The sequence below is a fragment of the Streptomyces sp. CC208A genome (assembly GCF_030010625.1).
Classification (GTDB): Bacteria; Actinomycetota; Actinomycetes; order Streptomycetales; family Streptomycetaceae; genus Streptomyces.
Map to the genome: position 1 here is coordinate 1 of NZ_JASCXN010000029.1, position 25,838 is coordinate 25,838.

The following is a 25,838-nucleotide window of genomic DNA, read 5'->3' on the forward strand; positions in this document are numbered from 1 at the left end:
TCGCGTTGAGCGGGACGGACAGGTCGGAATGTGACCTGCCGTCCACAGCGTCCTCGCTGTGTTTTGTTTCAAAGGAACCTCGACCATCCGGAGATGGACGGGGTATCAACTAATCTGGCGTTGATTTTTGGCACGCTGTTGAGTTCTCAAGGTGCGGACGCTTCCTTCGTTCCTGTTTCCAGGCTCTCCGGGCGCTTCCTTCGTTTCCGACTCTATCAGATCTTTCCGATCCGATTTCCCCGGTGCTTTCCGGTCCCGAATTCTTGCTTTCCTCGGGGCCTTCCGGCGTTTCCGACTCTATCAGATCCTTTCGGCGTCTGATTCCCAGTCAGAGGGGGTTGTCTTCGCGGCTGTTGGGCCGTTCCGACGGGTGAGACTTTAGCGGATTCCCCGCCCCCGATGCGAATCGAGCGGCATGCGCCCGAACTTCGAACGCGGATTCCTCATTTCGCAAAAGCGCACGGAAAGCAGAACGGCACGAAGAATCGTGGCCGTCAGGCTGAGTGGATCTTGCGGAATGGCTGTCCGGGGCCGACCGGGGTCGGTGCTCACGTCGGACAACTCGGAGAACAGTACGGAGCGTGCAAACCCATGTCAACCCCGGGCCCGGGCGCGTACCCTGACCGCATGACTACGCATGCGCACACCACCCAGTGGTGGGCCGCCTGACGGCGGCCCGTACTGACGCATGCACACGGCCGCCGCCTCGGCGGCCGTTCGCGTATCCCCCTCCGGGAGCCGGGCCGTCGGGTCGGCGCGGAACGGAGAAGGAGCGGAACGCGATGACGAGGATCTTCAGCGGGGTCAAGCCGACGGGGCATCTGACGCTGGGCAACTACCTCGGAGCCGTACGGCGGTGGGCAGAGGTGGACCAGTACCGGGGCGAGGCACTGTTCAGCGTGGTGGATCTGCACGCGCTGACCGTGGAGCACGATCCGGCGCGGGTGCGGCGGCTGAGCAGGCAGGCGGCGACGCTGCTGCTGGCGTCGGGCCTCGATCCGGAGGTCTGCACGCTGTTCGTGCAGAGTCATGTGGACGAACACGCCCGGCTGTCGTACCTGCTGGAGTGCACGGCCACCGACGGGGAGCTGCGGCGGATGATCCAGTACAAGGAGAAGAGCGTCCGGGCCCGGGCGGCCGGGGAGAGCGTGCGGCTGTCGTTGCTCACCTATCCCGTGCTGATGGCGGCGGACATCCTGGCCTACGGGGCCGACGAGGTGCCGGTGGGCGACGACCAGACGCAGCACGTGGAGCTGACGCGGGACCTGGCGGTGCGGTTCAACCAGCGGTACGGGTACACCTTCACCGTGCCGAGGGCGACGCGGCCGGCGGTGGCGGCGCGGGTGATGGATCTGCAGGACCCGCTCTCGAAGATGGGGAAGTCCCATGAGAACGGGGCCGGGATCGTCTATCTGCTCGACGACGCGGACACCGTGCGGCGGAAGGTCATGCGGGCCGTGACGGACAGCGGGCGGGAGGTCGTCCACGACCGGGACGGCAAGCCGGGTGTCGCGAATCTGCTCGATCTGCTGGCGGCGGCGACGGGTGGGGACCCGGAGAAGCTGGCCGGTGCGTACGCGTCGTACGGCGCTTTGAAGAAGGACACGGCGGACGCGGTCGTCGAACTGCTGCGGCCTGTGCGGGCGCGGCATGCCGAGCTCGCGGCGGATCCCGGGTTCGTGGACGGGGTGCTGCGGGACGGGGCCGAGCGGGCGCGGGGGATGGCGCGGCCGCTGGTGGACCGGGCCTATCGGGCGATCGGGCTGCTGCCCGCCGTGTGAGGGGGCAGCCGGGTAGGTCAGCCGTTTCCGGAGGCGAGCTCGCGGCTGCGGTCGCGGGCCGCTTCCAGGGCGGCGATCAGGGCGGCGCGTACGCCGTGGTTCTCCAGCTCGCGGATGGCGGAGATGGTGGTGCCGGCGGGGGAGGTGACGGCCTCGCGGAGCTTGACGGGGTGCTCGCCGCTGTCGCGGAGCATCACGGCGGCGCCGATGGCGGCCTGGACGATGAGGTCGTGGGCCTGGGCGCGGGGCAGGCCGAGGAGGATGCCTGCGTCGGTCATGGCCTCGACCAGGTAGTAGAAGTACGCGGGGCCGGAGCCGGAGAGGGCGGTGGCGGCGTCCTGCTGGGACTCGGGGACGCGGAGGGTCTTGCCGACGCCGTCGAAGATCTCCTCCGTGTGGGCGAGGTGGTCGGCGGTGGCGTGGCTGCCGCCGGAGATCACGGACATGCCCTCGTCGACGAGGACGGGGGTGTTGGGCATGACGCGGACGACGGGGGTGCCGGGGCTGAGGCGTTCCTCGATGAAGGCGGTGGTGATGCCGGCGGCGGCGCTGATGACGAGGCGGTCGGGGGCGGTGTGGGGGGCGAGTTCGTCGAGGAGGCGGCCCATGTCCTGGGGCTTGACGGCCAGGATGAGGGTGTCGGCGCGCTTGGCGGCCTCGGCGTTGGTGACGGTCTCGACGCCGTAGCGGTCGCGGAGTTCTTCGGCGCGCTCGCTGCGGCGGGTGGTGACGAGGAGGTGGGCGGGGCGCCAGCCGGCGCGGATCATGCCGCTGAGGAGCGCTTCACCGATCTTGCCGGTGCCGAGGACTGCGACGGTCTGGGTCATGGCTCTGTTCACCTCGCCGGAGGGGGGTACGTGTCGTCATCCTCGCACCGGCGGGGCGGCCGGCGCGCGGGGTGTCCGAGAGGCGGTCACGCGGTGCGACGGCGGAGGGTGGCGGCGCCGAGGGCGAGGACGAGGACGGCGCAGCCTGCGACGACAAGTGCGTCGCGGACGAAGGCGGCGGTCATGTCGGTGTGGCGGAGGACCTCGTTCATGCCGTCGACGGCGTACGACATGGGCAGGACGTTCGAGATCGCTTCGAGGGCGGGGGCCATCTTGTCGCGCGGGGTGAACAGGCCGCAGAGGAGGAGCTGGGGGAAGATCACGGCCGGCATGAACTGGACGGCCTGGAACTCGGAGGCGGCGAAGGCGGAGACGAAGAGGCCGAGGGCGGTGCCGAGGAGGGCGTCGAGGAGGGCGACCAGGAGGAGGAGCCAGGGGGAGCCGACGACGTCGAGGCCAAGGAACCAGACGGCGAGGCCGGTGGCGAGGACGGACTGGACGACGGCGACGAGGCCGAAGGCGAGGGCGTAGCCGGCGATGAGGTCGGCCTTGCCGAGGGGCATGGCGAGGAGGCGTTCGAGGGTGCCCGAGGTGCGTTCGCGGAGGGTGGCGATGGAGGTCACCAGGAACATGGTGATCAGGGGGAAGATGCCGAGCAGCGAGGCGCCGATGCTGTCGAAGGTCCCCGGGCTGCCGTCGAAGACGTAGCGGAGCAGGAAGAGCATCACGCAGGGGACGAGGAGCATCAGGGCGATCGAGCGCGGGTCGTGGCGGAGCTGGCGCAGGACGCGGGCGGCGGTGGCGAGGGTGCGTGCGGTGGTCATGGGCGGGACTCCCCGTGGGCGGTGCGGGCCGCGGCGGTGTCGACCAGGTGGAGGAAGGCTTCTTCGACGGTGTCCGTGCCGCTCTGGCGGCGGAGGGCGTCGGGGCTTCCTTCGGCGAGGATCTCGCCCTCGCGCATGAGCAGGAGGCGGTGGCAGCGCTCGGCCTCGTCCATGACGTGGGAGGAGACGAGGAGGGTGGTGCCCCGGTCGGCGGCGAGGCGGTGGAAGAGGTCCCACAGGTCGCGGCGGAGGACGGGGTCGAGGCCGACGGTGGGTTCGTCGAGGACGAGCAGCTCGGGGGTGCCGAGGAGGGCGACGGCGAGGGAGACGCGGTTGCGCTGGCCGCCGGAGAGGCGTCCGGCGAGGGCGTCGGCGTGGTCGGTGAGGTCGACGTCGGCGAGGGCGTGGTCGACGGCGGTGCGGCGGTCCTGGCGGTGGGCGCGGCCGGGGAGGAGGACGGCGGCGAAGTAGTCGAGGTTCTGCCGGACGGTGAGGTCGTCGTAGACGGAGGGGGCCTGGGTGACGTAGCCGATGCGGGGGCGGAGGTCGGCGTGGCCCGCGGGGCTTCCGAGGACGGTGAGGGTGCCGGTGACCTTGGCCTGGGTGCCGACGACGGCGCGCATGAGGGTGGTCTTGCCGCAGCCGGAGGGGCCGAGGAGGCCGGTGACGCGGCCGGCGGGGACGGTGAAGTCGAGGCCGCGCAGGACGGTGCGGTCGCCGCGTACGGCGGTGAGGGCGCGGGCGGTGACGGCGGGGTGCGGATCGGGGGGTTCGGGTGCCCCGGGCGCGTAATTCATCATGTGATGAATAGTGGGGACGGAGAAGCCCCCGCGTCAAGGACCACGGGGGCTTCGGGCGTGCGGACCGGCCTGTGGGGCGGGTCCTGGCGGTGGCGTCAGGGGCGCTTGGGCTTCTTGCGGCGGGCCGGGTTGCCGGTGCGGGTGCCGCGCCGCTTCTCGTGGCGGGCGAGGGCCGTCTCGTACTCCTCGCGGCGGAGCTTCTCGCCGGGGGCCTCCAGGAAGCAGCGGAGGAAGTAGGCGAGGAGTCCGCCGATGAAGCCGATGGCCTTGAGGCTCTTGAGGGAGTCCTCGCGGGCCTGGTCGACGGGGCGGCGGCCGAAGCCCTCCCAGGTCCTGGCGAAGGCGATGGCCGAGCAGATCGCGAACATCAGGATCACCAGGGTGTTCACGAGGCCGCCCACCGCGGCGACCTGGAGCCCCTGGTAGGCGAAGCGCAGGACGAAGGCGCCCGCGACGGCCGCGGCGAGCGCGCCGACGGCGAGGCCGGCGCGGCGCAGGCCGTAGTGGGCGCTGTGGTCGACCCAGGTCGTCCCGAAGAAACGGATCTCCTCGGGCCGGGGTCCGCTCGCGCCGTTCTCAGGGGTCTGCTTGTCCTCGCTCACGAGGTCGATTATCCCCGGAGCGGCGCGCGGACGGCCGGGGCGAAGGTCCTCAGGCGCAGCGCGACGCGACGTAGCCGTCGCTGCCGGTCCTGACGTAGGCGTCGGAGACGTACTGGCCCGGGGCTATGTTGTCCCAGATGCGGCTGGTGCCGTACGGGCCCGAGACCCACTCGCCCGCCTTCTGGCAGTAGACGGGGACGGTCGCGCCCTCGGAGAGCACCCGGACGACCGGGTACTGGGTGCTCGGGCCGGAGCGGACGTTGAGCCGGTAGCCGGGCGCGACCGGGTAGTACTTGACCGTCATGCTGTTCTCCCCCTGGCTTCACTCTGTGCGACGCGCGCAGGCTACCCGATTCGATTCGCCATCCGTAGTGATCCTGTGGCAGTCTGTGACGCACAGGCCCGGCGCCCAGGCGACGCGGGGTTCCCTCCTCGGCAGGTTCACATGACCTCGCCGACCGGCGTCCGGGGGGACGTGTCACGAGGACTGATGGCTTCTGTCATCGGCACCAGGGCACGAGGCGATCGGCTCACGTCCCTGAGCAACAGGGAACCATCAAGCCGATCAGAGACGCTAGCAAGCCCCTCCGACATCGCAGCCCCCATCGACTAGGCTCCGTCGCGTCGCGCACGCGCGCGTGGACGCGGAACCACACGGGGGTGGGAGATGCCGCCGTTGAGCAGTACCGACGCCGGCCGGGGCGCCGAGGGGCCCGAGTACGCCGGTGAGTACCGGCTGCAGGCGGTGCTCGGCGCGGGCGGCATGGGCGTCGTCCACCTCGCCTCTTCGCCGTCCGGGCTGCGGCTCGCGGTGAAGGTGGTGCACGCGCGCTATGCCGAGGATCCCGACTTCCGGGCCCGGTTCCGGCAGGAGGTGGCCGCCGCCCGCCGGGTCAGCGGCGCCTTCACCGCGCCCGTGGTGGACGCCGATCCGGACGCCGAGCGCCCCTGGATGGCCACCCTCTACGTCCCCGGCCCCACCCTCGCCGACCAGGTCCGCCAGCGCGGCATCCTCTCCCCCGCCGAGCTGCGCCGGCTGACCGCCGGGCTCGCCGAGGCGCTGCGCGACATCCACCGGGCCGGGGTCGTGCACCGGGACCTCAAGCCGAGCAATGTGCTGCTCACCGACGCCGGGCCCAAGGTCATCGACTTCGGGATCTCCCGGCCCGTCGACAGCGACCTGCACACGGAGACCGGGAAGCTGATCGGTTCGCCGCCGTTCATGGCGCCCGAGCAGTTCCAGCGGCCGCGCGAGGTCGGGCCGTCCGCCGACGTCTTCGCGCTCGGCTCGGTCCTGGTGCACGCGGCGACCGGGCACGGGCCCTTCGACTCGGACAGCCCGTACATCGTGGCGTACCAGGTGGTCCACGACGAGCCGGACCTGACCGGGGTACCGGCCGAGCTGGCCCCGCTGGTCGCGCGCTGCCTCGCGAAGGAGCCGGCCGAGCGGCCGACGCCGGCCGAGATCATGGCGGCCCTGCTCCCGCCCTCGTACGAGGCCGAGGCCTTCATACCGTCCCAGCGGAGGCGGCCCTCGCTGCCCGCGGACCCCTTCGCGCCGGAGGGCCGGACCGGCGACTCCGCCGGAGACATCGGGGACGGTTTCGCCCGCGGTGACACCACGACCCGGCCCGCCGGGGCTTCCGTGCCCGCGCGGCGCGGTCGCTCCCGGCTGGCGTCGCGGCTCACGGTCTCCGCCGCGGTCGTGCTCGTCCTCGCCGGGGCCGGGGTGTACGCGGCGCTGCGGCCGCCGGCCCGGCCCCCGGTCGAGGGGCCCGCCCGCCCCGCCGAGGTCGCCACCGCCTTCGACGGCTGGCACACCCCCCTCCAGGAGCACGGCGGCTCCGCCGCGCCCGCCTGTCTCCACGAGGCAGGCTCCCTCTACTGCGCGGCCCGGGGAGTGGCGCTCGCCCGCCTCGATCCGATGACCGGCGAGGTGCTGTGGAAACGGACAGGGCCGGTGACGTCGGAGCCGCCGGGCGCGCCCGTGCCCCTGGCCGGCGGGGCGAGGCCGATGGTGGGTGCGGCGGCGGAGCCCGGTCCCCTGCGCGCGTACGCCGCCGAGGACGGGACGCCCGGCTGGACCGCGCGGGCGGACGTGCCCGAGACGTACCGCCCCGCGGGTGAGGTGGTGGTCCTGTCCGACGGCCACGGCGGCTTCCGGGCGCTCGACGCGCGGACCGGGGCGGAGCGGTGGGCCCACCGCCTGGACGGGTTCGACGTGCCGCAGATCGGCTCGTACGACGCTCCGGGCGGGCTGCTCACCGTCTCCGAGACGGCGGCGGACGGGCGCAGCACGCGCGTGGGGGCGATTCTGCCCGCGACCGGCGAGGTCGTCTGGAGCCGGGTGGTGACGGGGGACGTCTCTCCGGTCGGCCGCACCGGCGACGGGACGCTGGTCCTCGCCTCGCTCTACCAGGGCGGCCTGGTCGACGCGCTGGTGCTGCTCGCGCCCGGCGACCCCGGCGACCCGGCCGGCGGGCCGGCGGCCGGGGCGGAGCGCCGGGTCGAGATCCAGGAGCGGATGCAGCTCGGCGGCATCGCCGTACGGGGCTCGGTCGCGTACCTGCTCTCCCTGGACGGGCGGCTGGTGGCCCTGGACACGGCGGCGGAGAAGGGCAGCCGGCTGTGGGACCTGGTGACGGGGGCGTCGAACGTCTCGGCGCCGGTCCTCGGCCCCGACGACCGGCTCTACCTCTCCTCGGCGGACGGGCGGCTGTTCGCCGTGGACACCGCGCGCGGCGCGGTCGTCGGGCAGACCCGCCCCCGGCTGCGGAACGGGCGGCTCGGGTACGCGACGCTGGTGCCGGCGCCGTTGGTCGCCGGGGACCGGGTGTTCGGGACGGCCCCGGACGGCTCGGTCTTCGCGGTGGACGCGCGCGTGGCGGAGGCCTGGTAGCCGCGCTGCGGCGGCACGCGCGCGGGGAGCGGCGGCTACGGGCCGGTGGAGAGCACCGTCTTCGCACCGGACCGGCACGCGCGTGGGGAGCGGGCTTCTCGGGCCGCTCCCCACGCGCGTGGGGGGAGATTCCGGGGAGGGGCGGGGGCGTCAGCCCAGCTTGGACACGTCCCGGACCGCGCCCTTGTCGGCGCTCGTCGCCATCGCCGCGTACGCCCGCAGCGCCGCCGAGACCTTGCGCTCGCGGTTCTTCGGCGCGTACACGCCGCCCAGCGCCTCGCGGCGGGCGGCGAGGGTCTCGTCGTCGACGAGCAGCTCGATCGAGCGGTTCGGGATGTCGATGCGGATCCGGTCGCCGTCCTCGACGAGGGCGATGGTGCCGCCCGAGGCCGCCTCCGGGGAGGCGTGGCCGATGGAGAGGCCCGAGGTGCCGCCGGAGAAGCGGCCGTCGGTCACCAGGGCGCAGGTCTTGCCCAGGCCCCGGCCCTTGAGGAAGGAGGTCGGGTAGAGCATCTCCTGCATGCCGGGGCCGCCCTTGGGGCCCTCGTACCGGATGACGACCACGTCGCCGTCCTTGACCTGCTTGTTGAGGATCTTCTCGACGGCCTCCTCCTGCGACTCGCAGACGACGGCCGGGCCCTCGAAGGTCCAGATCGACTCGTCGACGCCGGCGGTCTTCACCACGCAGCCGTCGGCGGCGATGTTGCCGCGCAGGACGGCGAGGCCGCCGTCCTTGGAGTAGGCGTGGGCCGCGTCGCGGATGCAGCCGCCCGCCGCGTCCAGGTCGAGGCTCTCCCAGCGCTCGGACTGGGAGAAGGCGGAGGCGGAGCGGACGCAGCCGGGAGCCGCGTGGAACAGCTCGACGGCCTCGGCGGAGGGCGAGCCTCCGCGCACGTCCCAGGTGCCCAGCCATTCCTTGACGGAGCGGGAGTGAACCGAGTGGACGTCCTCGTTGAGCAGTCCGGCGCGGTACAGCTCGCCGAGGATGGCGGGGATGCCGCCGGCCCGGTGCACGTCCTCCATGTAGTACGTGCCGCGCGGGGCGACGTTCGGGGCGACCTTGGCCAGGCAGGGGACCCGGCGCGAGACCTCGTCCATGTCGGACAGGCCGTAGTCCAGCTCGGCCTCCTGGGCGGCGGCGAGCAGGTGCAGGATCGTGTTGGTCGAGCCGCCCATGGCGATGTCGAGCGCCATGGCGTTCTCGAAGGCCGCGCGGGTGGCGATGGAGCGCGGCAGGACCGAGGCGTCGTCCTCGTCGTAGTAGCGGTGGGTGATCTCGACGACCGTCCGGGCCGCGGCCTCGTACAGGGCGCGGCGGGCGGTGTGGGTGGCGAGCAGCGAGCCGTTGCCGGGCAGGGAGAGGCCGATGGCCTCGGTCAGGCAGTTCATCGAGTTGGCGGTGAACATGCCGGAACACGAGCCGCAGGTCGGGCAGGCGTTCTCCTCGATGCGGAGGATGTCCTCGTCCGAGATCTTGTCGTTCACGGCGTCGGAGATCGCGTCGACCAGGTCGAGGGTGCGGACGGTGCCGTCGACGAGGGTGGCGCGGCCGGACTCCATCGGGCCGCCGGAGACGAAGACCGTCGGGATGTTGAGGCGCAGGGCGGCCATCAGCATGCCGGGGGTGATCTTGTCGCAGTTGGAGATGCAGATCAGGGCGTCGGCGCAGTGGGCCTCGACCATGTACTCCACGCTGTCCGCGATCAGGTCGCGGGAGGGCAGGCTGTAGAGCATGCCGCCGTGGCCCATGGCGATGCCGTCGTCGACGGCGATCGTGTTGAACTCGCGGGCGATGCCGCCGGCGGCCGTGATGGCCTCGGAGACGATCCGGCCGACCGGCTGGAGGTGGGTGTGGCCGGGCACGAACTCGGTGAAGGAGTTGGCGACGGCGATGATCGGCTTCCGTCCGATGTCCGCGCCCGGTACACCGGAGGCGCGCATAAGGGCGCGGGCGCCCGCCATGTTGCGGCCGTGGGTGACAGTGCGGGACCTCAGCTCGGGCATCGTCGCTCGCTCCTCGTGACGGGTGTGCTTGCTTCGAGCGTACGCTGCCGCTCCAAGATCTGGACAGCCTGTCCGCTATACGGGACGTGATTTCAGGGTTCGGTCGGGGTTCGGCCGAGGTTCGCCCGGGCGGCGCTTCGGGGTCCGGTCCGGGTTCGATCAGGGGGCGGTCGGGGTTGGCCGCGGGGCTGGTCGGGGTCGGTCAGGGGGGCGGGGCCGGGGGGCGGGCGCGGGGCGCGGGGCCCGGCCGGGGGGCGCGGGGCGCCCGTTCACGCCTCCGTCAGGTACCTCTGGAGCGTAGGGGCGACGTCCGCCACGATCCGTTCGGGGTCGGCCGAGGCCAGGGGCTCGACCTGGATCACGTACCGCAGGATCGCGATCCCGATCATCTGCGAGGCGGCCAGCTCGGCGCGGAGCTTCGGGTCCGGTACGGCCAGGTCGCCGGCGATCCGCTCCAGGAGGCGGCGCAGGACGAAGCCGCGCAGTACCTTCGCCGCCGCCTCGTGGGTCACCGCGGAGCGGATGACCGCGAGCAGCGGGGCGCGGGTCGCCGGGCTCTCCCAGACCCCGATGAAGAAGCGGGCCAGCCGCTCGCCGACCTCCTCGCGCGGGCCGTCGAGGATGGCCGGGAGGACCAGCGCCGGTTCGAAGGAGACCTCGATCGCCGCCGCGAAGACCTCGTCCTTCGTGCCGAAGTAGTGGTGCACCAGGGCCGGGTCGACCCCGGCGGCCTTGGCGATGCCGCGGACCGAGGTCTTGTCGTAGCCACGCTCCGCGAACTGTGTCCGCGCGGCCTCCAGGATCCGCTCGCGCGCGCCCGGGCCGCTGCCGCCGTCGCGCGCGGGGCGGCCCCGGCGCCGGGGGAAGACCTCGTTCACGCGCGCGTGCCCCGGGCCGCCGAGGCGAGGTGGAGCCGGGTGAAGGCCAGGGCCTCGGCGAGGTCGGCCTCCCGTTCTGCGGCGGACATCGCGCGCCGCGTGTTGACCTCGATGACGACGTGCCCGTCGAAGCCGCTCACGGCCAGCCGCTCCAGGAGCTCGGCGCACGGCTGGGTGCCCCGGCCCGGCACCAGGTGCTCGTCCTTGGCGGAGCCGCGCCCGTCGGCGAGGTGGACGTGGCCGAGCCGGTCGCCCATGCGGTCGATCATCGCGAGGGTGTCCGTGCGGGCGGTCGCCGCGTGCGAGAGGTCGAGGGTGAAGTGGCGGTAGTCGTCCTTGGTGACGTCCCACTCGGGGGCGTACGCGAGCATCTCGCGGTCCTTGTACCGCCACGGGTACATGTTCTCGACGGCGAAGCGGACATCGGTCTCGTCGGCCATCCGCCAGATGCCGGTCACGAAGTCGCGGGCGTACTGGCGCTGCCAGCGGAACGGCGGGTGGACGACGACCGTGGACGCGCCGAGCCGCTCGGCGGCCGACTGGGCCCGCTGGAGCTTGACCCAGGGGTCGGTGGACCAGACGCGCTGGGTGATGAGCAGGCAGGGGGCGTGGACGGCGAGGATCGGGACCTGGTGGTAGTCGGAGAGCCGGCGCAGCGCCTCGACGTCCTGGCTGACCGGGTCGGTCCACACCATGACCTCGACGCCGTCGTAACCGAGGCGCGCGGCGACCTCGAAGGCCGTCGCCGTCGACTCCGGGTAGACCGAGGCCGTCGACAGGGCGACCTTCGCATCCGGGACGCGCACCACTGGTTCTGCCACGACAGACAGGGTACGGGGCGCACCTGGGCGCGGGAGGGTGGTTCCGGTCACCCTCCGCACGCCGCGGCGCGGCCCCTCGTACGCCCCGCGGTCACGCGCAGGCGGCTCCGGCCGCACACGCGTGGTCCCTTTCGTGAGCCCTGCGGTCACGCTTCGGTCGCACGCGCGCGTGGTTCCCTCCGTACACCTCCGGTCACGCGCCGGCCGCACGGGCGTGACCCCCTCGCACGTCCTCCGGTCACGCGCCGGTCGGCTCCGGGAGGTGGTCGAGGCGGCGCAGGATGACGCCCTCGCGCAGGGCCCAGGGGCAGATCTCCAGCTGTTCCACGCCGAGCAGGTCCATCGCGCCCTCGGCGACCATGGCGCCCGCCAGGAGCTGGGCGGCGCGGCCCTCGGAGACGCCGGGGAGGGCGGCGCGCTCGCCGCCGGTCATGGCGGCGAGCCGCGGCACCCACTCCTCCAGGGAGGCGCGGGTGAGGAGCCGTTCCACGTACAGGCCCTCGCTGGAGCCGGGCGCGCCGGCGATCCGGGCCAGCTGCTTGAAGGTCTTGGAGGTGGCGACGACGTGGTCGGGCTTGCCGAAGCGGCTGAACTCCCCGACGGTGCGGGCGATCTGGGCGCGCACATGGCGGCGCAGCGCCTTGACGTCGTCCATGTCCGGCGGGTCGCCGGGCAGCCAGCCGGCGGTGAGCCGGCCCGCGCCGAGCGGCAGCGAGACGGCCGCGTCGGGGTCCTCGTCGATGCCGTACGCGACCTCCAGGGAGCCGCCGCCGATGTCGAGGAGGAGCAGCTTGCCCGCGGACCAGCCGAACCAGCGGCGGGCGGCGAGGAAGGTGAGCCGGGCCTCCTCCTCACCGGTGAGGACCTGGAGGTCGACGCCGGTCTCGGCCTTGACCCGGGCGAGGACGTCATCGGCGTTGGTGGCCTCGCGGACGGCGGAGGTCGCGAACGGCAGGACCTCCTCGCAGCCCTTGTCCTCGGCGGCCTGGAGGGCGTCCCGGACGGTCCCGATGAGCCGCTCGACGCCGCCGGGCGCGATGGCGCCGCGCCCGTCGAGGAGCTCGGCGAGCCGCAGCTCCGCCTTGTGGGAGTGGGCGGGCAGCGGGCGGGCGCCGGGGTGGGCGTCCACCACGAGCAGGTGCACAGTGTTCGAACCGACGTCGAGGACTCCGAGTCTCATGGCGGAAACGCTACTGCTCCCGCCCGCATACGCTTGGCGTTGTGCCAAAGACGAAAAAGACGAAGCCGGACAAAGACAGCGCCGTGGGCGGTGACGGGGCCGTCCACGAGGTGCGGGACGTCAAGTACGCGCGGGATGTGGAGGGCGAGAAGCCGCCCGTCAAGGGCGTGCGGAAGCAGCGCAAGGGCGCGGAGCCGGACGAGCAGGGGCTCGACTTCCCGCGCGCGTGGGTGGAGTTCCCGGACCCGGCCGACGAGGAGCAGGTCTTCCGCTGCGACCTGACCTGGCTGACCTCGCGGTGGACGTGCGTCTTCGGCAGCGGCTGCCAGGGCATCCGGGCGGGCCGGGCGGCGGACGGCTGCTGCACGCTGGGCGCCCACTTCTCCGACGAGGACGACGAGAAGCGGGTCGCGCAGCACGTGGCGCGGCTGACGCCGGAGCTGTGGCAGTTCCACGACATCGGCAGCGAGACGGGGTGGACGCAGACCGACGAGGACGGCGACCGGCAGACCCGCCGCTGGAAGGGCTCGTGCATCTTCCAGAACCGGCCGGGCTTCGCGGGCGGCGCCGGCTGCGCGCTGCACATCCTGGCCCTGCGGGAGGGGCGGGAGCCGCTGGAGACGAAGCCGGACGTGTGCTGGCAGCTGCCGGTGCGCCGGACGTACGACTGGATCGACCGCCCCGACGACACGCGCGTGCTCCAGGTGTCGATCGGCGAGTACGACCGGCGGGGCTGGGGTCCCGGCGGTCACGACCTGCACTGGTGGTGCACCTCGGCGACCTCGGCGCACGGTGGCGGGGAGCCGGTCTACGTCTCGTACCGGCCGGAGCTGATCGAGATGATGGGCGAGGAGGCGTACGACGTGCTGGTCGGGTTCTGCGAGGCGCGGCTCGCCTCGACGCTGCCGATGGTGGCGCCGCACCCGGCCGACCCGAAGCCGTAGCTCCTCCTTTCAGGAGGAGCTCAGGAGGAGGGTTCCGGCACCGGTTCACCGCTGCCCGGCGGGGGTGTGCCGGGGTCCGGGGTGCCCGGTTCCGTGGTCGGGGGCGGGTCCGTGGGCGGCGGGGGGTCCGTCGGGTCGGGCGTCGGCGGCGGGGTCGTGGGGTCCGTGGTCGGCGGCGGGGTGGTGGGGTTCTCCGTCGGGGGTGGCGTGGTCGGCTCTGTGGGTTCCGCCGGACCGGTCGGGTCGGTCGGCCGCGGATCGACCGGCCCGTCGGTGGGGGGCGGCGCGGTCGGCGGGGTGGTGGGGTCCGTGGTGACGGGCGGGGGCGGGATGACCCGGTCGTCGATCGGGGCGACGGGCCCCTGGCCGCTGATCCGGAGCACCGCCCCGGTGGGGTGGACGCCGATCCGGGCGCTCCACGGACCGCGCGGTTCACGGGCGCGGTCGACGTGGACGGCGACGGTGACGGTCTCGCCGGGGTTCAGGGTGCCGGAGGCGCGGCTCACGTACAGCCAGGGCGCGTCCGTCCACAGCGACCATTCGGCCGGGGTGCCGCCCTGCCCGGTGAGGGTGATGAGGGTGACGTCGCCGAGGCAGCGCGCGGTGACGTCGATCCAGCCGGGGACCGGGGCGCCGGACCGCACGGGGGCGGCCGGGGCGGCGGGCCGGGCGGGGGTGACGACCTCGACGGAGACGTCGGGGGCCCGGCTCCCCCGCGTGAAGCGGGGGTCGGGGCTCGTACGGGCGTTGCCGGCGTTCTCGTACCGGTCGTAGGAGCGGTCGGCGCCGCCCGTACCGTCCTTGCTCTCGCTGGCGCTGACGCCTGAGCCGTCCCTGCCGGTATCGGCGCCCGCCGGGACGCCGCGGTAGGAGGTCCACAGGGCGAGCACCGGCGCGGCGACGACGGCGGCGACCACGGTGGTGGTGACCGCGCGGGCCCGCATCCGGTCGCGCCGGGCGACGAGGTCCTTGGGGTCGATCGGGAAGCCGGTCGGGGCGAAGCGGGGGGCGCCGGCACGCGCGCGGGGGACGTGCAGCATCGCCATGTAGGCGGCGGCCCGGGGGGCTTCGACGAGCGGCAGGCGGTCCTGGACGGCGCGCGGTCCGCCGCCGGGCCAGGGGGCGGTGGCGCCGACCCTTTCGGCGGTGCGGCGGCAGACGGGGCAGTCGTCGACGTGCCGGACGAGTTCGGCGCGCAGGGCCGCCGAGAGGATCACCTGCTGGTCGCCGGTGAGGAGCCGGGCGACGGTGGGGCAGCCGCCGGCGGAGACGGCGGCGAGCGCGGCCCGGGTGCGCTCGACCTCGCAGCCGGCGGTGGCGAGCAGGTCGCGGGCGGCCTGCGGGTCGAGGGCGAGGACGGCGGCGACCTGGCGCGGGCTCAGGCCGTGCCGGACGGAGAGCTCCAGGGCCTCGCGCTGCTCGGGGGTGGTGCCGGCGGCCTCGGGCCAGGCGAGGGTGGCCAGTTCCGCGCGGCGGCGCTCGGCGGTCTCGGCGGAGACGGGCGGCGGCCCGGGCGGGGTGGCGGCGGGGCGGCCGGTGTGGGCGCCCCGGCGCCGACGGCGGCGCTCGCCGAGGCTGCGCAGGCAGGCCCAGCGGGCCAGCGCGTACAGCCAGGCGGTGCGGCCCTCCTCGTCGGAGGGGCAGCGATGGTGGTGGCGCTCGGCGGCGGCGAGGACGTCGCCGAGGACGGCGGTGGCCGTGTCGTGGTCGCAGAGGACCGAGAGGCAGTACGTGAAGAGCCCGTCGAGAGCGGCCTCGTAGCGGGCGGGGGGACGCTGGCCGAGCGTGCGCGGTCCCTGCTGCGGGCCGCGGCGCGCCCGGTGGGCGCCCGGGGTGCGGGAGGATTCCAGCCTGCTGCTCGTCACTGGGCGACCGTAGGCGCGGAGGGGCGCACTCTTCATACCGGATCCGCTCTTCTCAGCCTTACGAGTGAAGGCGTCACTCGAAAGGGGACAGGAGGGTGGTGTTCCGCTGCCGTGGCGGCGGACTGTCCACAGGTCGCGGGGCTCCGTCCACAGGCCGGGGACGGGCGGCGGTCCGCTGTCGGTGGCGGCGGCTACGGTGGGGGACATGGCTGCCCGTACGAAAACCGCCAAGGACCGTCCGTCCTACCGCTGCACCGAGTGCGGCTGGCAGACGGCCAAGTGGCTCGGCCGCTGCCCCGAGTGCCAGGCATGGGGGACGGTCGAGGAGTACGGCGCGCCCGCCGTCCGGACCACCGCCGCCGGCCGGGTCTCCACCGCCGCCCTCCCCATCGGCCAGGTCGACGGCCGGCAGGCGACCGCCCGCTCGACCGGCGTCGACGAGCTGGACCGGGTCCTGGGAGGCGGTCTGGTGCCGGGCGCGGTCGTGCTGCTCGCGGGCGAGCCGGGCGTCGGCAAGTCCACGCTGCTCCTTGACGTGGCGGCGAAGGCGGCCAGCGACGAGCACCGCACGCTGTACGTGACGGGCGAGGAGTCCGCCAGCCAGGTCCGGCTCCGCGCGGACCGGATCAACGCGCTCAGCGACCACCTGTACCTGGCGGCGGAGACCGACCTGTCGGCGGTCCTCGGCCATCTGGACGCGGTCAAGCCCTCGCTGCTGATCCTGGACTCGGTGCAGACCGTCGCCTCGCCGGAGATCGACGGCGCCCCCGGCGGCATGGCGCAGGTCCGCGAGGTCGCGGGCGCGCTGATCCGGGCCTCCAAGGAGCGCGGGATGTCGACGCTGCTCGTCGGCCACGTCACGAAGGACGGGGCGATCGCCGGTCCCCGGCTCCTGGAGCACCTGGTGGACGTCGTCCTGCACTTCGAGGGCGACCGGCACGCGCGTCTGCGGCTGGTCCGGGGCGTGAAGAACCGGTACGGGGCGACGGACGAGGTCGGCTGCTTCGAGCTGCACGACGAAGGGATCACCGGGCTCGCCGACCCGTCCGGGCTGTTCCTGACCCGCCGTGACGTGGCCGTGCCGGGCACCTGCCTCACCGTCACCCTGGAGGGCCGCCGGCCGCTGGTCGCCGAGGTGCAGGCGCTGACCGTGGACTCGCAGATCCCGTCCCCGCGCCGGACCACCTCCGGCCTGGAGACCTCCCGGGTCTCGATGATGCTGGCGGTCCTGGAGCAGCGGGGCCGGATCAGCGCGCTCGGCAAGCGGGACATCTACAGCGCCACCGTGGGCGGCGTGAAGCTCTCCGAGCCCGCCGCCGACCTGGCCATCGCGCTCGCCCTGGCCTCCGCCGCGAGCGACACCCCGCTGCCGAAGAACCTGGTCGCGATCGGAGAGGTCGGCCTCGCGGGCGAGGTGCGGCGGGTCACCGGCGTACAGCGCCGTCTCGCCGAGGCGCACCGCCTGGGCTTCACCCACGCCCTGGTCCCCGGCGACCCGGGGAAGGTGCCGCCGGGCATGAAGGTGACAGAGGTCGCGGACATGGGCGACGCCCTGCGAGTGCTGCCGCGCAGCAAGCGCGCGGAGCGGCGGACGGAGGAGGCCGGGGGCTGAGGGGAGGAGTCAGGGGGCTGAACGGACCCCCGTGGCGAAGCGGCTCGGAGCCGGCTGCGGAACGGTTTCGGGGCGGTCGGGAGACGGCTCCGGGCGGGCGTGAGCAGGTTCCGGGACGGGCGTGAGCAGGTTCCGGGACGGGCGTGAGCAGGTTCCGGGACGGGCGTGAGCAGGTTCCGGGACGGGCGTGAGCAGGTTCCGGGACGGGCGTGAGCAGGTTCCGGGACGGGCGAAAGGCGGCGGCCGGATCGGCCGCGGGGCGGTTCGGGACCGACCGCGGAACGGCCCCGGGGGCGGTTCCGGCCGCGCGTGCGGGAGGTACCCCGTAGGGCGGTGAAGGGGTAGGCGGACGGTCGGGCGGGTAGGGCGGATCGCGACCGGGTCGTCCCGGCGGGCGCCCGTCCGGAGCAGCCGGAACCGGCGTGCGGCCCAGGGCGGCGGGGCGGTGTCGTTAGACTTTGCCCTGGTCTCGCCCATCCGTACGAGCCGGAGGAGTGCAGTGGCAGCCAAGGACGGGGCAGCAGCTCCTGGAAAGTCCGGCGCGGGCTCCGGCAACGAAGCGCTGATGCGCGCGGCCCTGAGCGCGGTCGCGCCCGGCACCGCCCTGCGCGACGGCCTGGAGCGCATCCTCCGGGGCAACACCGGCGGTCTGATCGTCCTCGGCATGGACAAGACGGTCGATTCGATGTGCACCGGCGGCTTCGTGATCGACGTCGAGTTCACCGCCACGCGCCTGCGCGAGCTGTGCAAGCTCGACGGGGCGCTCGTCCTCGACAAGGACATCTCCAAGATCCACCGGGCCGGCGTGCAGCTGGTCCCGGACGCCTCCATCCCCACCGAGGAGACCGGTACCCGGCACCGCACCGCGGACCGGGTCTCCAAGCAGTGCAACTTCCCCGTCGTCTCCGTCTCGCAGTCGATGCGCCTGATCGCGCTGTACGTGAACGGCGAGCGGCGGGTCCTGGAGGAGTCGGCGGCCATCCTGTCCCGGGCCAACCAGGCGCTCGCGACCCTGGAGCGGTACAAGCTCCGCCTCGACGAGGTGGCCGGCACGCTCTCCGCCCTGGAGATCGAGGACCTGGTGACCGTCCGGGACGTCACCGCCGTCGCCCAGCGCCTGGAGATGGTCCGCCGGATCGCCACCGAGATCGCGGAGTACGTGGTCGAGCTCGGCACCGACGGCCGGCTCCTCTCGCTCCAGCTCGACGAGCTGATCGCGGGCGTGGAGCCGGAGCGCGAACTGGTGATCCGGGACTACGTGCCGGAGCCGACGGCGAAGCGTTCCCGCACGGTCGCGGAGGCGCTGACCGAGCTGGACGCGCTGACCCACACCGAGCTCCTCGAACTGCCCGTCGTGGCGCGGGCCCTGGGCTACAGCGGCTCGCCCGAGACCCTCGACTCGGCCGTCTCCCCGCGCGGTTACCGGCTCCTCGCCAAGGTGCCGCGGCTGCCTGGCGCGATCATCGAGCGTCTGGTGGAGCACTTCGGCGGGCTGCAGAAGCTCCTCGCCGCGAGCGTGGACGACCTCCAGACCGTGGACGGCGTCGGCGAGGCCAGGGCGCGCAGCGTCCGCGAGGGCCTGTCGCGCCTGGCGGAGTCGTCGATCCTGGAGCGGTACGTCTGATCAGCCCTTGCCCCTGGATCGGTCCTTGGGTCAGTCCTTGGGGCAGCCTTTGGGCCAGTCCTTGGGGCAGTCCTCGGGTCAGTCCTTGGCGAGGGTGAACGGCGCCGCGACGACCTTGCCTCCGGACACGGACGCCTCCACCAGGTAGTTGCCCGGGCCCGCCTCGCCCGCGGGGGCGGTGGCGCACCGCGGGGCGCTGCGCCTGCGGTCCCACTCCACGGTGTGGGTGATCGTGGTGTGCGCGGGGATCTTCAGGAGCACCGGGTCGCCGGCGCTCGGACAATCGTCGGAGGCCCACAGCCGGCCGGTCTGCGGATCGCTGATCGTCAGCACCGCGTTGCGGGGGCCGAGGTCGGCCTTGCAGTCGGTGCCCGAGGTGTTCTCGGCCACGAGGTGGAAGCGGGGCTTCTCGCCGGGCTCGTACTCGAGCTTGGCGCTGCGCAGCGTGAACTCCAGCGATCCGGCGGGGCAGTTCGGAAGCGGCGAGTCGGCCGGGACGCGCTGTCCTGCGCCGTTGCCCGCGCCCCCGTCGCCGCCCGCGCCGTCGGTGTCGCCGTTCTTCCCCGCCGTACCGGAACCCTCCGTGCTGGAACCCTCCGTGCTGGAACCCTCCGTGCCGGAACCGGTCGTACCCGAACCGGCCGTGGCGGAGCCGCCGGAATCCGCGCCCCCGCCCGTACCGGAACCGGAACCGGAGCCGGAGGTGCCGCCCGAGCCCGAGCCCGCGGCCCCGTCATCGGAGTCTCCGGAGTCGTCCGACTCGTCGCGGCCGCCCGGCTGTTGGCTGATGGCCTCGCCGGTTCCGGAGGGGCCGGGGGTGATGGAGGGCGCGGGGGACGAGCCGTTGGCGGCGTCGTTCGTCTTCTTCCCGCCGCCGTCACCGGAGGTGAGAGCCCACACGGTGAGCAGGGCGAGGAGCACGATCAGGCACAGCGCGACCGCCCTCCGTCGCCAGTAGATGGTGGAGGGAAGCGGCCCGACCGGATTGCGCAAAGATCCCACGCCCCGAACCTTACGAGAGATCCGGCCCAACTCCCGCCCCACCCGCCGCCCGAGAGGCCAAGTTTTGCCGATGATCACATCCCGCTCGCATTCCCGCGAGAGCGGGAACTCCCCCTGCGGCGGCCGGAAATCACCCCTCTCCGCATCTCTCTCCCCTTTTCGTCAGGCGCTCGTCGTCCCCCGGCGCCGGGCACGGCGGTCCGGATTCCGGTTAGCGTCATGCACCATGGACAACCTCCTCGACCTCTCCGACCGTCTCTACCTCGACGTCCTCGGCTTCGCACACACCACACCGCACTGGTTCCAGTGGCTCGCGGAAGTCTGGACAGAGCTCGGACTGCTGCTCTTCGGGGCGCTGTTCCTGGCCGGCTGGTGGCGCTCACGGACCGGATCGAGCCAGGCGATGACCCTCGCCCTCCTCGCCCCGCTCGCCACCGCCTTCGGATACGTGGTGAGCGAGGGCCTGAAGTCGCTGATCGACGAGGAACGTCCGTGCCGGGCCGTCGCGGGGGCGCCGGCCGCGCTCATCGACTGCCCCGTGTACGGCGACTGGTCCTTCCCCAGCAACCACTCGGCCATCGCCGGCGCCGCCGCCGTCGCGCTCGCCCTCTCCTGGCGCGGGATCGTCTGGCTGACCGTCCCCATGGCGATCCTCATGGCCTTCTCCCGCGTCTTCGTCGGCGTCCACTACCCGCACGACGTGACCGCGGGCCTGCTGATCGGCGGCCTCGTCGCCTTCGTGGCGGTCCGGGCCGGGCGTAAGCCGGTGTGCGCGCTGGTGGAGACGGCCCGCTCCAGCCGGAGCGCGGCGGTCGTGTGGTGCGCGGGAAGGGGGCCCGCGACCCCGGAACACACCTCCGCGCGCCCCGTGCGCCGTTCGCGGGCGCGTCACGGCGCGCGCTGATCACTCCCCGGACGTGCCAGGATCGGAGGTGCCATGACTTCCATCGATGCCCCCGCCTCCCTGTCCGTCCCCGCTGGTACGGCCCCGTCCGCAGCGAGCTCCGTCCCGGGCTCGTCCGTCGCCCCGGGCCCTGCGGCGGGCTCGTCCGTCACGGGCTCGTCCGTCGTCCCGGCCGAGCTGCACGGGCCGGTCCTCGCCTGGTTCGACCGGCACGCCCGTGACCTGCCCTGGCGCCGCCCCGAGGCCGGTGCCTGGGGCGTCATGGTCAGCGAGTTCATGCTCCAGCAGACGCCCGTCGTCCGGGTGCTCCCGGTGTACGAGCAGTGGCTGGCACGCTGGCCTCGCCCGGCCGACCTGGCCGCCGAGCCGCCCGGCGAGGCCGTCCGCGCCTGGGGTCGGCTCGGCTACCCGCGCCGGGCCCTGCGGCTGCACGCGGCGGCCGTGGCCATAAGGGACCGGCACCAGGGTGACGTGCCGAGCGACCACGGGCAGCTCCTCGCCCTCCCCGGCATCGGCGAGTACACCGCCGCGGCCGTCGCCTCCTTCGCGTACGGGCAGCGCCACGCGGTCCTCGACACCAACGTGCGCCGGGTCCTCGCCCGCGCGGCGAGCGGCGTCCAGTACCCGCCGAACGCCACCACCGCCGCCGAGCGGCGGCTCGCGCGCGCACTGCTCCCCGACGACGAGGGCACCGCGGCCCGCTGGGCCGCCGCCTCGATGGAGCTGGGCGCCCTGGTCTGCACGGCGAAGAACGAGGACTGCGCCCGCTGTCCGATCGCCGACCGGTGCAACTGGCTGCTCTCCGGCAAGCCCGCGCACGACGGCCCGCCGCGCCGCGGCCAGACGTACGCCGGCACCGACCGGCAGGTCCGCGGCCGGCTCCTCGCCGTCCTCCGCGACGCCCCCGGCCCCGTCCCCCAGTCCGCGCTCGACGCCGTCTGGGACGAACCCGTCCAGCGCGGCCGGGCCCTCGACGGCCTGGTCTCGGACGGCCTGGTGGAACCGCTGGACGGCGGGCGGTATCGGCTCCCGCTGACCTGAGGCGATTGGATCCGATATCCGCCGCTTGGATCCGATATCCCATATCCGGCATCCGATATCCCGAGGCCGGATCCCATGTCCGGGATATCGGATCCAATCGCCTGGATCCAGTCCGTTGGATCCGATGTCCTGGATCCAACATCCCGGATCCGATGTCCTGGATCCGATCTCCCGGCTGTTACACAACCGATGGGTAGCCGTGCGTCCACCGACGGCTGCCCCGCACAACCCCGTGACAACCGCTCCGTAGCGTCGTCGTCGACACGGAGAACAAGCAGGTCACGGGGATGCGGAGGCGGCTGGGATGAGCCAGGGCGAGGTGCTCGACTTCGAGGAGTACGTACGCACACGGCAGGACGCGCTGCTGCGCAGCGCCCGCCGGCTCGTCCCGGATCCGGTCGACGCGCAGGACCTGCTGCAGACGGCCCTGGTCCGGACGTACGGCCGGTGGGACGGGATCGCGGACAAGTCGCTGGCCGACGCGTACCTGCGCCGGGTCATGATCAACACGCGGACGGAGTGGTGGCGGGCACGCCGCCTGGAGGAGGTGCCCACCGAGCAGCTTCCGGACGCGAGCGTGGAGGACGCGACCGAGCAGCACGCCGACCGGGCCCTGCTCATGGACATCCTGAAGGTGCTGGCGCCCAAGCAGCGCAGCGTCGTGGTGCTGCGGCACTGGGAGCAGATGAGCACGGAGGAGACGGCTGCGGCGCTCGGCATGTCGACCGGTACGGTGAAGTCCACGCTCCACCGCGCGCTCGCCCGGCTCCGCCAGGAGCTGGAGAGCCGCGATCTGAACGCCCTCGCCCTGGGGCGGCCCGGGGAGCGGACCGGTGGACAGCGGTCGGCTGCGGCGGCCGTGCGAGGTGACGAGGGAGGGCACCAGCGGTGCGCGGCCTAGACGACGGCGAAGTCGACGACGCCAGAGACGCCGGAGACGCCGGAGACGCCGGAGACGCCAGAACCGGCGGCCCCTGGCCCAAGGACGGCGTCGGCGGGGACGGCGTGACCGGCGGTGGCCGGGGCGGGACGCCCTGGGGAACCGGTAGCACGGCGGCGGGTGTCACGGCGGTGGCCGGGCTCGCCGCCCTCGGTCTGTTCGTGGCCGCCTGTTCCACGGGCGGTACGGGCTCGCGCGACGAGGGCGCGGCGCGCGCCGACTCGACGACGGCCGCCGCCCCCACCCCGTCCACCGCGGTCTCCGGTTCGGAGAAGGCGGTCGAGTGGGTGGATCCGATCGCGCTCCTCAAGGGCGATCCGAAGATCGGCGACCGCCTGAAGGCCGATCTGAAGCCCTGCGCGGCCGACGCGTACCCGGTGGACACCTCGTACGGCAACCTCACCGACGGCGCCGCGCCCGACGTGGTCGTCAATGTGATGACCTGCGGCGACGCGGTCGGCATCGGTACGTACGTGTACCGCAAGCAGTCCGGCGGGGGCGCCTCCGCCGACGGCTACGAGAACGTGTTCATGGCCGAGGACGCGGCCGTCTTCGGCACGATCGACCGCGGCGAGCTGGTCGTGACGAAGCAGGTGTACGCGGAGAACGACCCGGTCGCGTACCCGTCGGGCGAGGACGTGCTCACGTACCGCTGGTCGGGGAGCCGGTTCGTCCAGCACGACTGGGTGCACAACGAGTACAGCCGGGCCGTCGGCGAGGTCGACGGGACCGCCGGACTGCCCCAGCCGGTGCCGGGCCGGTCCGACGCCGGCTGAGCCCACCGCCGCCCACCGCCGCCTCCTCCCCCGCACGCACACCCCGCACCCACCACCGAAGGACCGCACGATGGCCGAGACCCATGTCCTGTTCGTCGAGGACGACGACGTCATCCGTGAGGCCACCCAGCTCGCCCTGGAGCGGGACGGCTTCCGTGTCACCGCGATGCCCGACGGGCTCTCCGGCCTCGACGCCTTCCGCGCCCACCGGCCGGACATCGCGCTGCTCGACGTGATGCTGCCGGGCATGGACGGGGTGAGCCTGTGCCGCCGGATCCGTGACGAGTCGACCGTGCCGGTGATCATGCTGTCGGCGCGCGCCGACTCCATCGACGTCGTCCTCGGCCTGGAGGCCGGGGCGGACGACTACGTGACCAAGCCCTTCGACGGCGCCGTGCTGATGGCCCGCATCCGGGCCGTGCTGCGCCGCTTCGGACACGCCGCCGGCAACGGGGCGGGCGCCGAGGCGGAGGGGCCGGGCGCCGACGGCGGCCTGCTGGTCTTCGGCGACGGGGACCTGGAGGTCGACACCGAGGGCATGGAGGTGCGCCGGGACGGCGAGCCGGTGGCGCTGACGCCGACCGAGATGCGGCTGCTCCTGGAGTTCTCCTCCGCGCCGAACACCGTGCTCTCCCGCGACAAGCTCCTGGAGCGGGTCTGGGACTACGGCTGGGGCGGCGACACCCGGGTCGTCGACGTGCACGTGCAGCGACTGCGGGCCAAGATCGGCCAGGACCGGATCGAGACGGTCCGCGGCTTCGGCTACAAGCTCAGGGGCTGATCGGTGAGAGCGCTTCCGCTCCGCACCGGCGTCCGCTGGAAGATCGCCCTGGCCATCGCGGGGGTCGGCGCGCTGATCGCGGTCACGCTCAGCGTGGTCGTGCACAACGCCGCGCGCATCTCGATGCTGGACAACGCGCGCGAGGTGCAGATGGAGCGTCTGCTCTTCGCCCAGCGCCTGTACGAGACCTCGAAGCCGAAGGAGCCGCGTTTCGGCGCGAAGCTCAACGACCCGGCGCTGCCGGACCAGCTCGACCGGCTGATGCGCGCCCAGCGGCGGGGCACGTACGTGCAGGAGCACCCGCACGGCGGGCCGCCGGACGTGTGGGCGGCGGTGCCGCTGGCCAACGGCGACGTGCTCTCCCTCCACATCCCCTTCGCCGACCGCAGCGCCACGATCATGAAGGACCTCGACCGGGCGCTGGTCATCGGCTCGGTCTCGGTGGTGTTCGGCGGGGCCGCGCTCGGCATCCTCGTCGGCGGACAGCTCTCCCGGCGGCTGCGGAAGGCCGCGGCGGCGGCCGGGCGGGTCGCCCAGGGCAACGGGGACGTCCGGGTCCGGGACGCCGTGGGCGGGGTCGTACGGGACGAGACCGACGACCTGGCGTGGGCGATCGACGCGCTCACCGACGCGCTCAACGAACGGGTCGAGGCCGAGCGGCGGGTCACCGCGGACATCGCGCACGAGCTGCGCACCCCGGTGACCGGGCTGCTCACGGCGGCCGAGCTGCTGCCACCCGGCCGCCCGAGCGAGCTGGTGAGGGACCGGGCGCAGGCGATGCGGACGCTGGTCGAGGACGTGCTTGAGGTGGCCCGGCTCGACGGGGCCTCGGAGCGGGCCGAGCTCCAGGAGATCGCGCTCGGCGAGTTCGTGGAGCGGCGGGTGCGGTCGGTGGCCCCGGAGGTGGAGGTCCGGGTCGTGCACGAGTCGTGGGTGTCGACCGATCCGCGCCGCCTGGAGCGGATCCTCGGCAACCTGCTGGCCAACGCGGCCAAGCACGGCAAGGGCCCGGTGGAAGTCACCGTCGAGGGCCGCGTGGTACGCGTACGGGACCACGGCCCCGGCTTCCCGGAGGCGCTCCTCCGCGAGGGCCCGAGCCGCTTCCGTACGGGCACGAGCGACCGCGCGGGCCAGGGCCACGGCCTGGGCCTGACGATCGCGGCCGGCCAGGCGCGGGTCCTCGGCGCCCGCCTGACCTTCCGCAACGTGGCCTCGGAGACCGCCCCGGAGGGAGTCGGCGGCGCGGTGGCGGTGCTGTGGCTCCCGGACCACGCCCCGACGAACACGGGAAGCTTCCCGATCCTGCGACCGCCGAACTGACCGACGGCCACCGGAGCGGCGTCGACCCCCGGAGGGGCCGGGCCGACCGGTAGCCACCAGAGCCACCGCGCCCACCGGGCCTGCCGGCCCACAGCCACCGGCCCGGCCGGCCGTCGCCGGTCACTTCGCCCGGGGTTTCCGAACTCCTTGGAGAAGTCCAGCTCCTCGTTGCGCTGGGTCAGCGAGTACCAGTTGCCGTTGTCGTCGCGGAAGATCGCCTCGATGCCGTACGGCCGCTCCTGCGGCTCCTGGACGAACTCCACCCCCTTCGCCCGGAAGGCCTCGTAGCCCCCCGGCAGCCGTCGGAGCAGGGCCTGCCGCGCCCCCTCGGGGCTGTTGGTCTCCACGTACGAAAGCGTCGCACGCGGCACCGACAACGGCCCCTGCCGTCCCCGGGGAGGGGGCGGCAGGGG

The 25,838-nt window shown here is 73.6% G+C and carries 22 protein-coding genes and 1 pseudogene; 11 read left to right on the forward strand and 12 right to left on the reverse strand.

The genetic code is table 11. The annotated features are described in order from the left end of the window. Positions 1-782 precede the first annotated feature (782 nt). Entirely contained in the window at positions 783-1,781 is a 999-nt protein-coding gene (gene trpS / locus QK442_RS26775; protein WP_282696639.1) for a tryptophan--tRNA ligase, read from the forward strand. A gap of 17 nt (positions 1,782-1,798) precedes the next feature. Here the strand turns inward: trpS and proC are convergent, their stop codons facing one another. From proC to QK442_RS26800, 5 genes are all read right to left on the reverse strand, one after another. Then, the gene (proC, locus tag QK442_RS26780) at positions 1,799-2,608 is read right to left on the reverse strand and encodes a pyrroline-5-carboxylate reductase (RefSeq protein ID WP_282696640.1); all 810 of its coding nucleotides are present in this window, start codon (positions 2,606-2,608) and stop codon (positions 1,799-1,801) included. 86 nt (positions 2,609-2,694) lie between these two features. Continuing rightward, complete coding sequence (locus QK442_RS26785; protein ID WP_282696641.1) at positions 2,695-3,432, reverse strand: ABC transporter permease; 738 nt, start codon at positions 3,430-3,432, stop codon at positions 2,695-2,697. After that, complete coding sequence (locus QK442_RS26790; protein WP_282696642.1) at positions 3,429-4,232, reverse strand: ABC transporter ATP-binding protein; 804 nt, start codon at positions 4,230-4,232, stop codon at positions 3,429-3,431. Before QK442_RS26790 ends, QK442_RS26785 begins: the two co-directional genes overlap by 4 nt. Before the next feature lie 95 nt (positions 4,233-4,327). Further along, a complete protein-coding gene (locus QK442_RS26795; RefSeq protein WP_282696643.1) occupies positions 4,328-4,834 on the reverse strand; it encodes a hypothetical protein in 507 nt (168 codons plus the stop codon). Between the two features lie 49 nt (positions 4,835-4,883). Then, complete coding sequence (locus QK442_RS26800; RefSeq protein ID WP_282696644.1) at positions 4,884-5,138, reverse strand: SH3 domain-containing protein; 255 nt, start codon at positions 5,136-5,138, stop codon at positions 4,884-4,886. Between the two features lie 363 nt (positions 5,139-5,501). Here QK442_RS26800 and QK442_RS26805 point away from each other — a divergent pair, with 363 nt between their 5' ends. Further along, positions 5,502-7,733, forward strand: coding sequence for a serine/threonine-protein kinase (locus tag QK442_RS26805; protein ID WP_282696645.1), 2,232 nt, complete (start codon positions 5,502-5,504; stop codon positions 7,731-7,733). A 150-nt stretch (positions 7,734-7,883) separates the two neighbouring features. Here QK442_RS26805 and ilvD read toward each other — a convergent pair whose 3' ends face one another. The 4 genes from ilvD to QK442_RS26825 all read right to left on the reverse strand — a co-directional run bounded on the left by ilvD (position 7,884) and on the right by QK442_RS26825 (position 12,616). Further along, positions 7,884-9,737, reverse strand: coding sequence for a dihydroxy-acid dehydratase (ilvD, locus tag QK442_RS26810; RefSeq protein ID WP_282696646.1), 1,854 nt, complete (start codon positions 9,735-9,737; stop codon positions 7,884-7,886). Between the two features lie 269 nt (positions 9,738-10,006). Further along, positions 10,007-10,615: a TetR family transcriptional regulator gene (locus tag QK442_RS26815; RefSeq protein ID WP_282696647.1), complete on the reverse strand. Its 609-nt coding sequence runs from the start codon at positions 10,613-10,615 to the stop codon at positions 10,007-10,009. Then, positions 10,612-11,436 carry a sugar phosphate isomerase/epimerase gene (locus tag QK442_RS26820; protein WP_282696648.1) on the reverse strand — a complete coding sequence of 275 codons (825 nt, stop codon included), beginning with the start codon at positions 11,434-11,436 and terminating at the stop codon, positions 10,612-10,614. Before QK442_RS26820 ends, QK442_RS26815 begins: the two co-directional genes overlap by 4 nt. A gap of 238 nt (positions 11,437-11,674) precedes the next feature. Then, complete coding sequence (locus tag QK442_RS26825) at positions 11,675-12,616, reverse strand: Ppx/GppA phosphatase family protein (protein WP_282696649.1); 942 nt, start codon at positions 12,614-12,616, stop codon at positions 11,675-11,677. A gap of 137 nt (positions 12,617-12,753) precedes the next feature. Here QK442_RS26825 and QK442_RS26830 point away from each other — a divergent pair, with 137 nt between their 5' ends. Beyond that, positions 12,754-13,560 (forward strand): hypothetical protein, encoded by an 807-nt coding sequence (locus QK442_RS26830; protein ID WP_282696731.1) that lies wholly within the window; start codon positions 12,754-12,756, stop codon positions 13,558-13,560. A gap of 20 nt (positions 13,561-13,580) precedes the next feature. Here QK442_RS26830 and QK442_RS26835 read toward each other — a convergent pair whose 3' ends face one another. Beyond that, the gene (locus QK442_RS26835; RefSeq protein ID WP_282696650.1) at positions 13,581-15,425 is read right to left on the reverse strand and encodes a hypothetical protein; all 1,845 of its coding nucleotides are present in this window, start codon (positions 15,423-15,425) and stop codon (positions 13,581-13,583) included. A gap of 205 nt (positions 15,426-15,630) precedes the next feature. Between QK442_RS26835 and radA the strand changes: the two genes are divergently transcribed. Together radA and disA are read left to right on the forward strand one after the other, a co-directional pair. Beyond that, on the forward strand, positions 15,631-17,037 hold the full coding sequence (gene radA / locus QK442_RS26840) for a DNA repair protein RadA (protein WP_282696651.1): 1,407 nt from the start codon (positions 15,631-15,633) through the stop codon (positions 17,035-17,037). A 499-nt stretch (positions 17,038-17,536) separates the two neighbouring features. After that, positions 17,537-18,661: a DNA integrity scanning diadenylate cyclase DisA gene (gene disA, locus QK442_RS26845; RefSeq protein ID WP_282696652.1), complete on the forward strand. Its 1,125-nt coding sequence runs from the start codon at positions 17,537-17,539 to the stop codon at positions 18,659-18,661. A 78-nt stretch (positions 18,662-18,739) separates the two neighbouring features. Here disA and QK442_RS26850 read toward each other — a convergent pair whose 3' ends face one another. Then, a complete protein-coding gene (locus QK442_RS26850; protein ID WP_282696653.1) occupies positions 18,740-19,663 on the reverse strand; it encodes a hypothetical protein in 924 nt (307 codons plus the stop codon). 226 nt (positions 19,664-19,889) lie between these two features. On the opposite strand from QK442_RS26850, the gene QK442_RS26855 reads away from it, so the two are divergent. From QK442_RS26855 to cseC, 6 genes are all read left to right on the forward strand, one after another. Continuing rightward, a complete protein-coding gene (locus QK442_RS26855; protein WP_282696654.1) occupies positions 19,890-20,567 on the forward strand; it encodes a phosphatase PAP2 family protein in 678 nt (225 codons plus the stop codon). Between the two features lie 33 nt (positions 20,568-20,600). Beyond that, positions 20,601-21,608 carry an A/G-specific adenine glycosylase gene (locus tag QK442_RS26860; protein WP_282696655.1) on the forward strand — a complete coding sequence of 336 codons (1,008 nt, stop codon included), beginning with the start codon at positions 20,601-20,603 and terminating at the stop codon, positions 21,606-21,608. 304 nt (positions 21,609-21,912) lie between these two features. Continuing rightward, positions 21,913-22,509 (forward strand): SigE family RNA polymerase sigma factor, encoded by a 597-nt coding sequence (locus QK442_RS26865; protein WP_282696656.1) that lies wholly within the window; start codon positions 21,913-21,915, stop codon positions 22,507-22,509. Next, positions 22,497-23,324 carry a hypothetical protein gene (locus QK442_RS26870; protein ID WP_282696657.1) on the forward strand — a complete coding sequence of 276 codons (828 nt, stop codon included), beginning with the start codon at positions 22,497-22,499 and terminating at the stop codon, positions 23,322-23,324. The genes QK442_RS26865 and QK442_RS26870 overlap by 13 nt, the downstream gene beginning before the upstream one ends. A 70-nt stretch (positions 23,325-23,394) precedes the next feature. Then, positions 23,395-24,105 carry a two-component system response regulator CseB gene (gene cseB / locus QK442_RS26875; RefSeq protein ID WP_282696658.1) on the forward strand — a complete coding sequence of 237 codons (711 nt, stop codon included), beginning with the start codon at positions 23,395-23,397 and terminating at the stop codon, positions 24,103-24,105. 3 nt (positions 24,106-24,108) lie between these two features. Continuing rightward, a complete protein-coding gene (gene cseC / locus QK442_RS26880) occupies positions 24,109-25,425 on the forward strand; it encodes a two-component system sensor histidine kinase CseC (protein WP_282696659.1) in 1,317 nt (438 codons plus the stop codon). Positions 25,426-25,562: 137 nt separating this feature from the next. On the opposite strand, the pseudogene QK442_RS26885 reads toward cseC, so the two are convergent. Next, positions 25,563-25,712, reverse strand: a pseudogene (locus QK442_RS26885) (VOC family protein); the annotation flags it as partial. Positions 25,713-25,838 lie beyond the last annotated feature (126 nt).

What these genes read in the sequence shown, in the direction of transcription:
- trpS (WP_282696639.1), top strand. Translation starts at nt 783, where the DNA reads ATGACGAGGATCTTCAGCGGGGTCAAGCCGACGGGGCATCTGACGCTG.
- proC (WP_282696640.1), bottom strand. Translation starts at nt 2,608, where the DNA reads ATGACCCAGACCGTCGCAGTCCTCGGCACCGGCAAGATCGGTGAAGCG.
- QK442_RS26785 (WP_282696641.1), bottom strand. Translation starts at nt 3,432, where the DNA reads ATGACCACCGCACGCACCCTCGCCACCGCCGCCCGCGTCCTGCGCCAG.
- QK442_RS26790 (WP_282696642.1), bottom strand. Translation starts at nt 4,232, where the DNA reads ATGATGAATTACGCGCCCGGGGCACCCGAACCCCCCGATCCGCACCCC.
- QK442_RS26800 (WP_282696644.1), bottom strand. Translation starts at nt 5,138, where the DNA reads ATGACGGTCAAGTACTACCCGGTCGCGCCCGGCTACCGGCTCAACGTC.
- QK442_RS26805 (WP_282696645.1), top strand. Translation starts at nt 5,502, where the DNA reads ATGCCGCCGTTGAGCAGTACCGACGCCGGCCGGGGCGCCGAGGGGCCC.
- ilvD (WP_282696646.1), bottom strand. Translation starts at nt 9,737, where the DNA reads ATGCCCGAGCTGAGGTCCCGCACTGTCACCCACGGCCGCAACATGGCG.
- QK442_RS26825 (WP_282696649.1), bottom strand. Translation starts at nt 12,616, where the DNA reads ATGAGACTCGGAGTCCTCGACGTCGGTTCGAACACTGTGCACCTGCTC.
- radA (WP_282696651.1), top strand. Translation starts at nt 15,631, where the DNA reads ATGGCTGCCCGTACGAAAACCGCCAAGGACCGTCCGTCCTACCGCTGC.
- QK442_RS26855 (WP_282696654.1), top strand. Translation starts at nt 19,890, where the DNA reads ATGGACAACCTCCTCGACCTCTCCGACCGTCTCTACCTCGACGTCCTC.
- QK442_RS26860 (WP_282696655.1), top strand. Translation starts at nt 20,601, where the DNA reads ATGACTTCCATCGATGCCCCCGCCTCCCTGTCCGTCCCCGCTGGTACG.
- QK442_RS26865 (WP_282696656.1), top strand. Translation starts at nt 21,913, where the DNA reads ATGAGCCAGGGCGAGGTGCTCGACTTCGAGGAGTACGTACGCACACGG.
- cseB (WP_282696658.1), top strand. Translation starts at nt 23,395, where the DNA reads ATGGCCGAGACCCATGTCCTGTTCGTCGAGGACGACGACGTCATCCGT.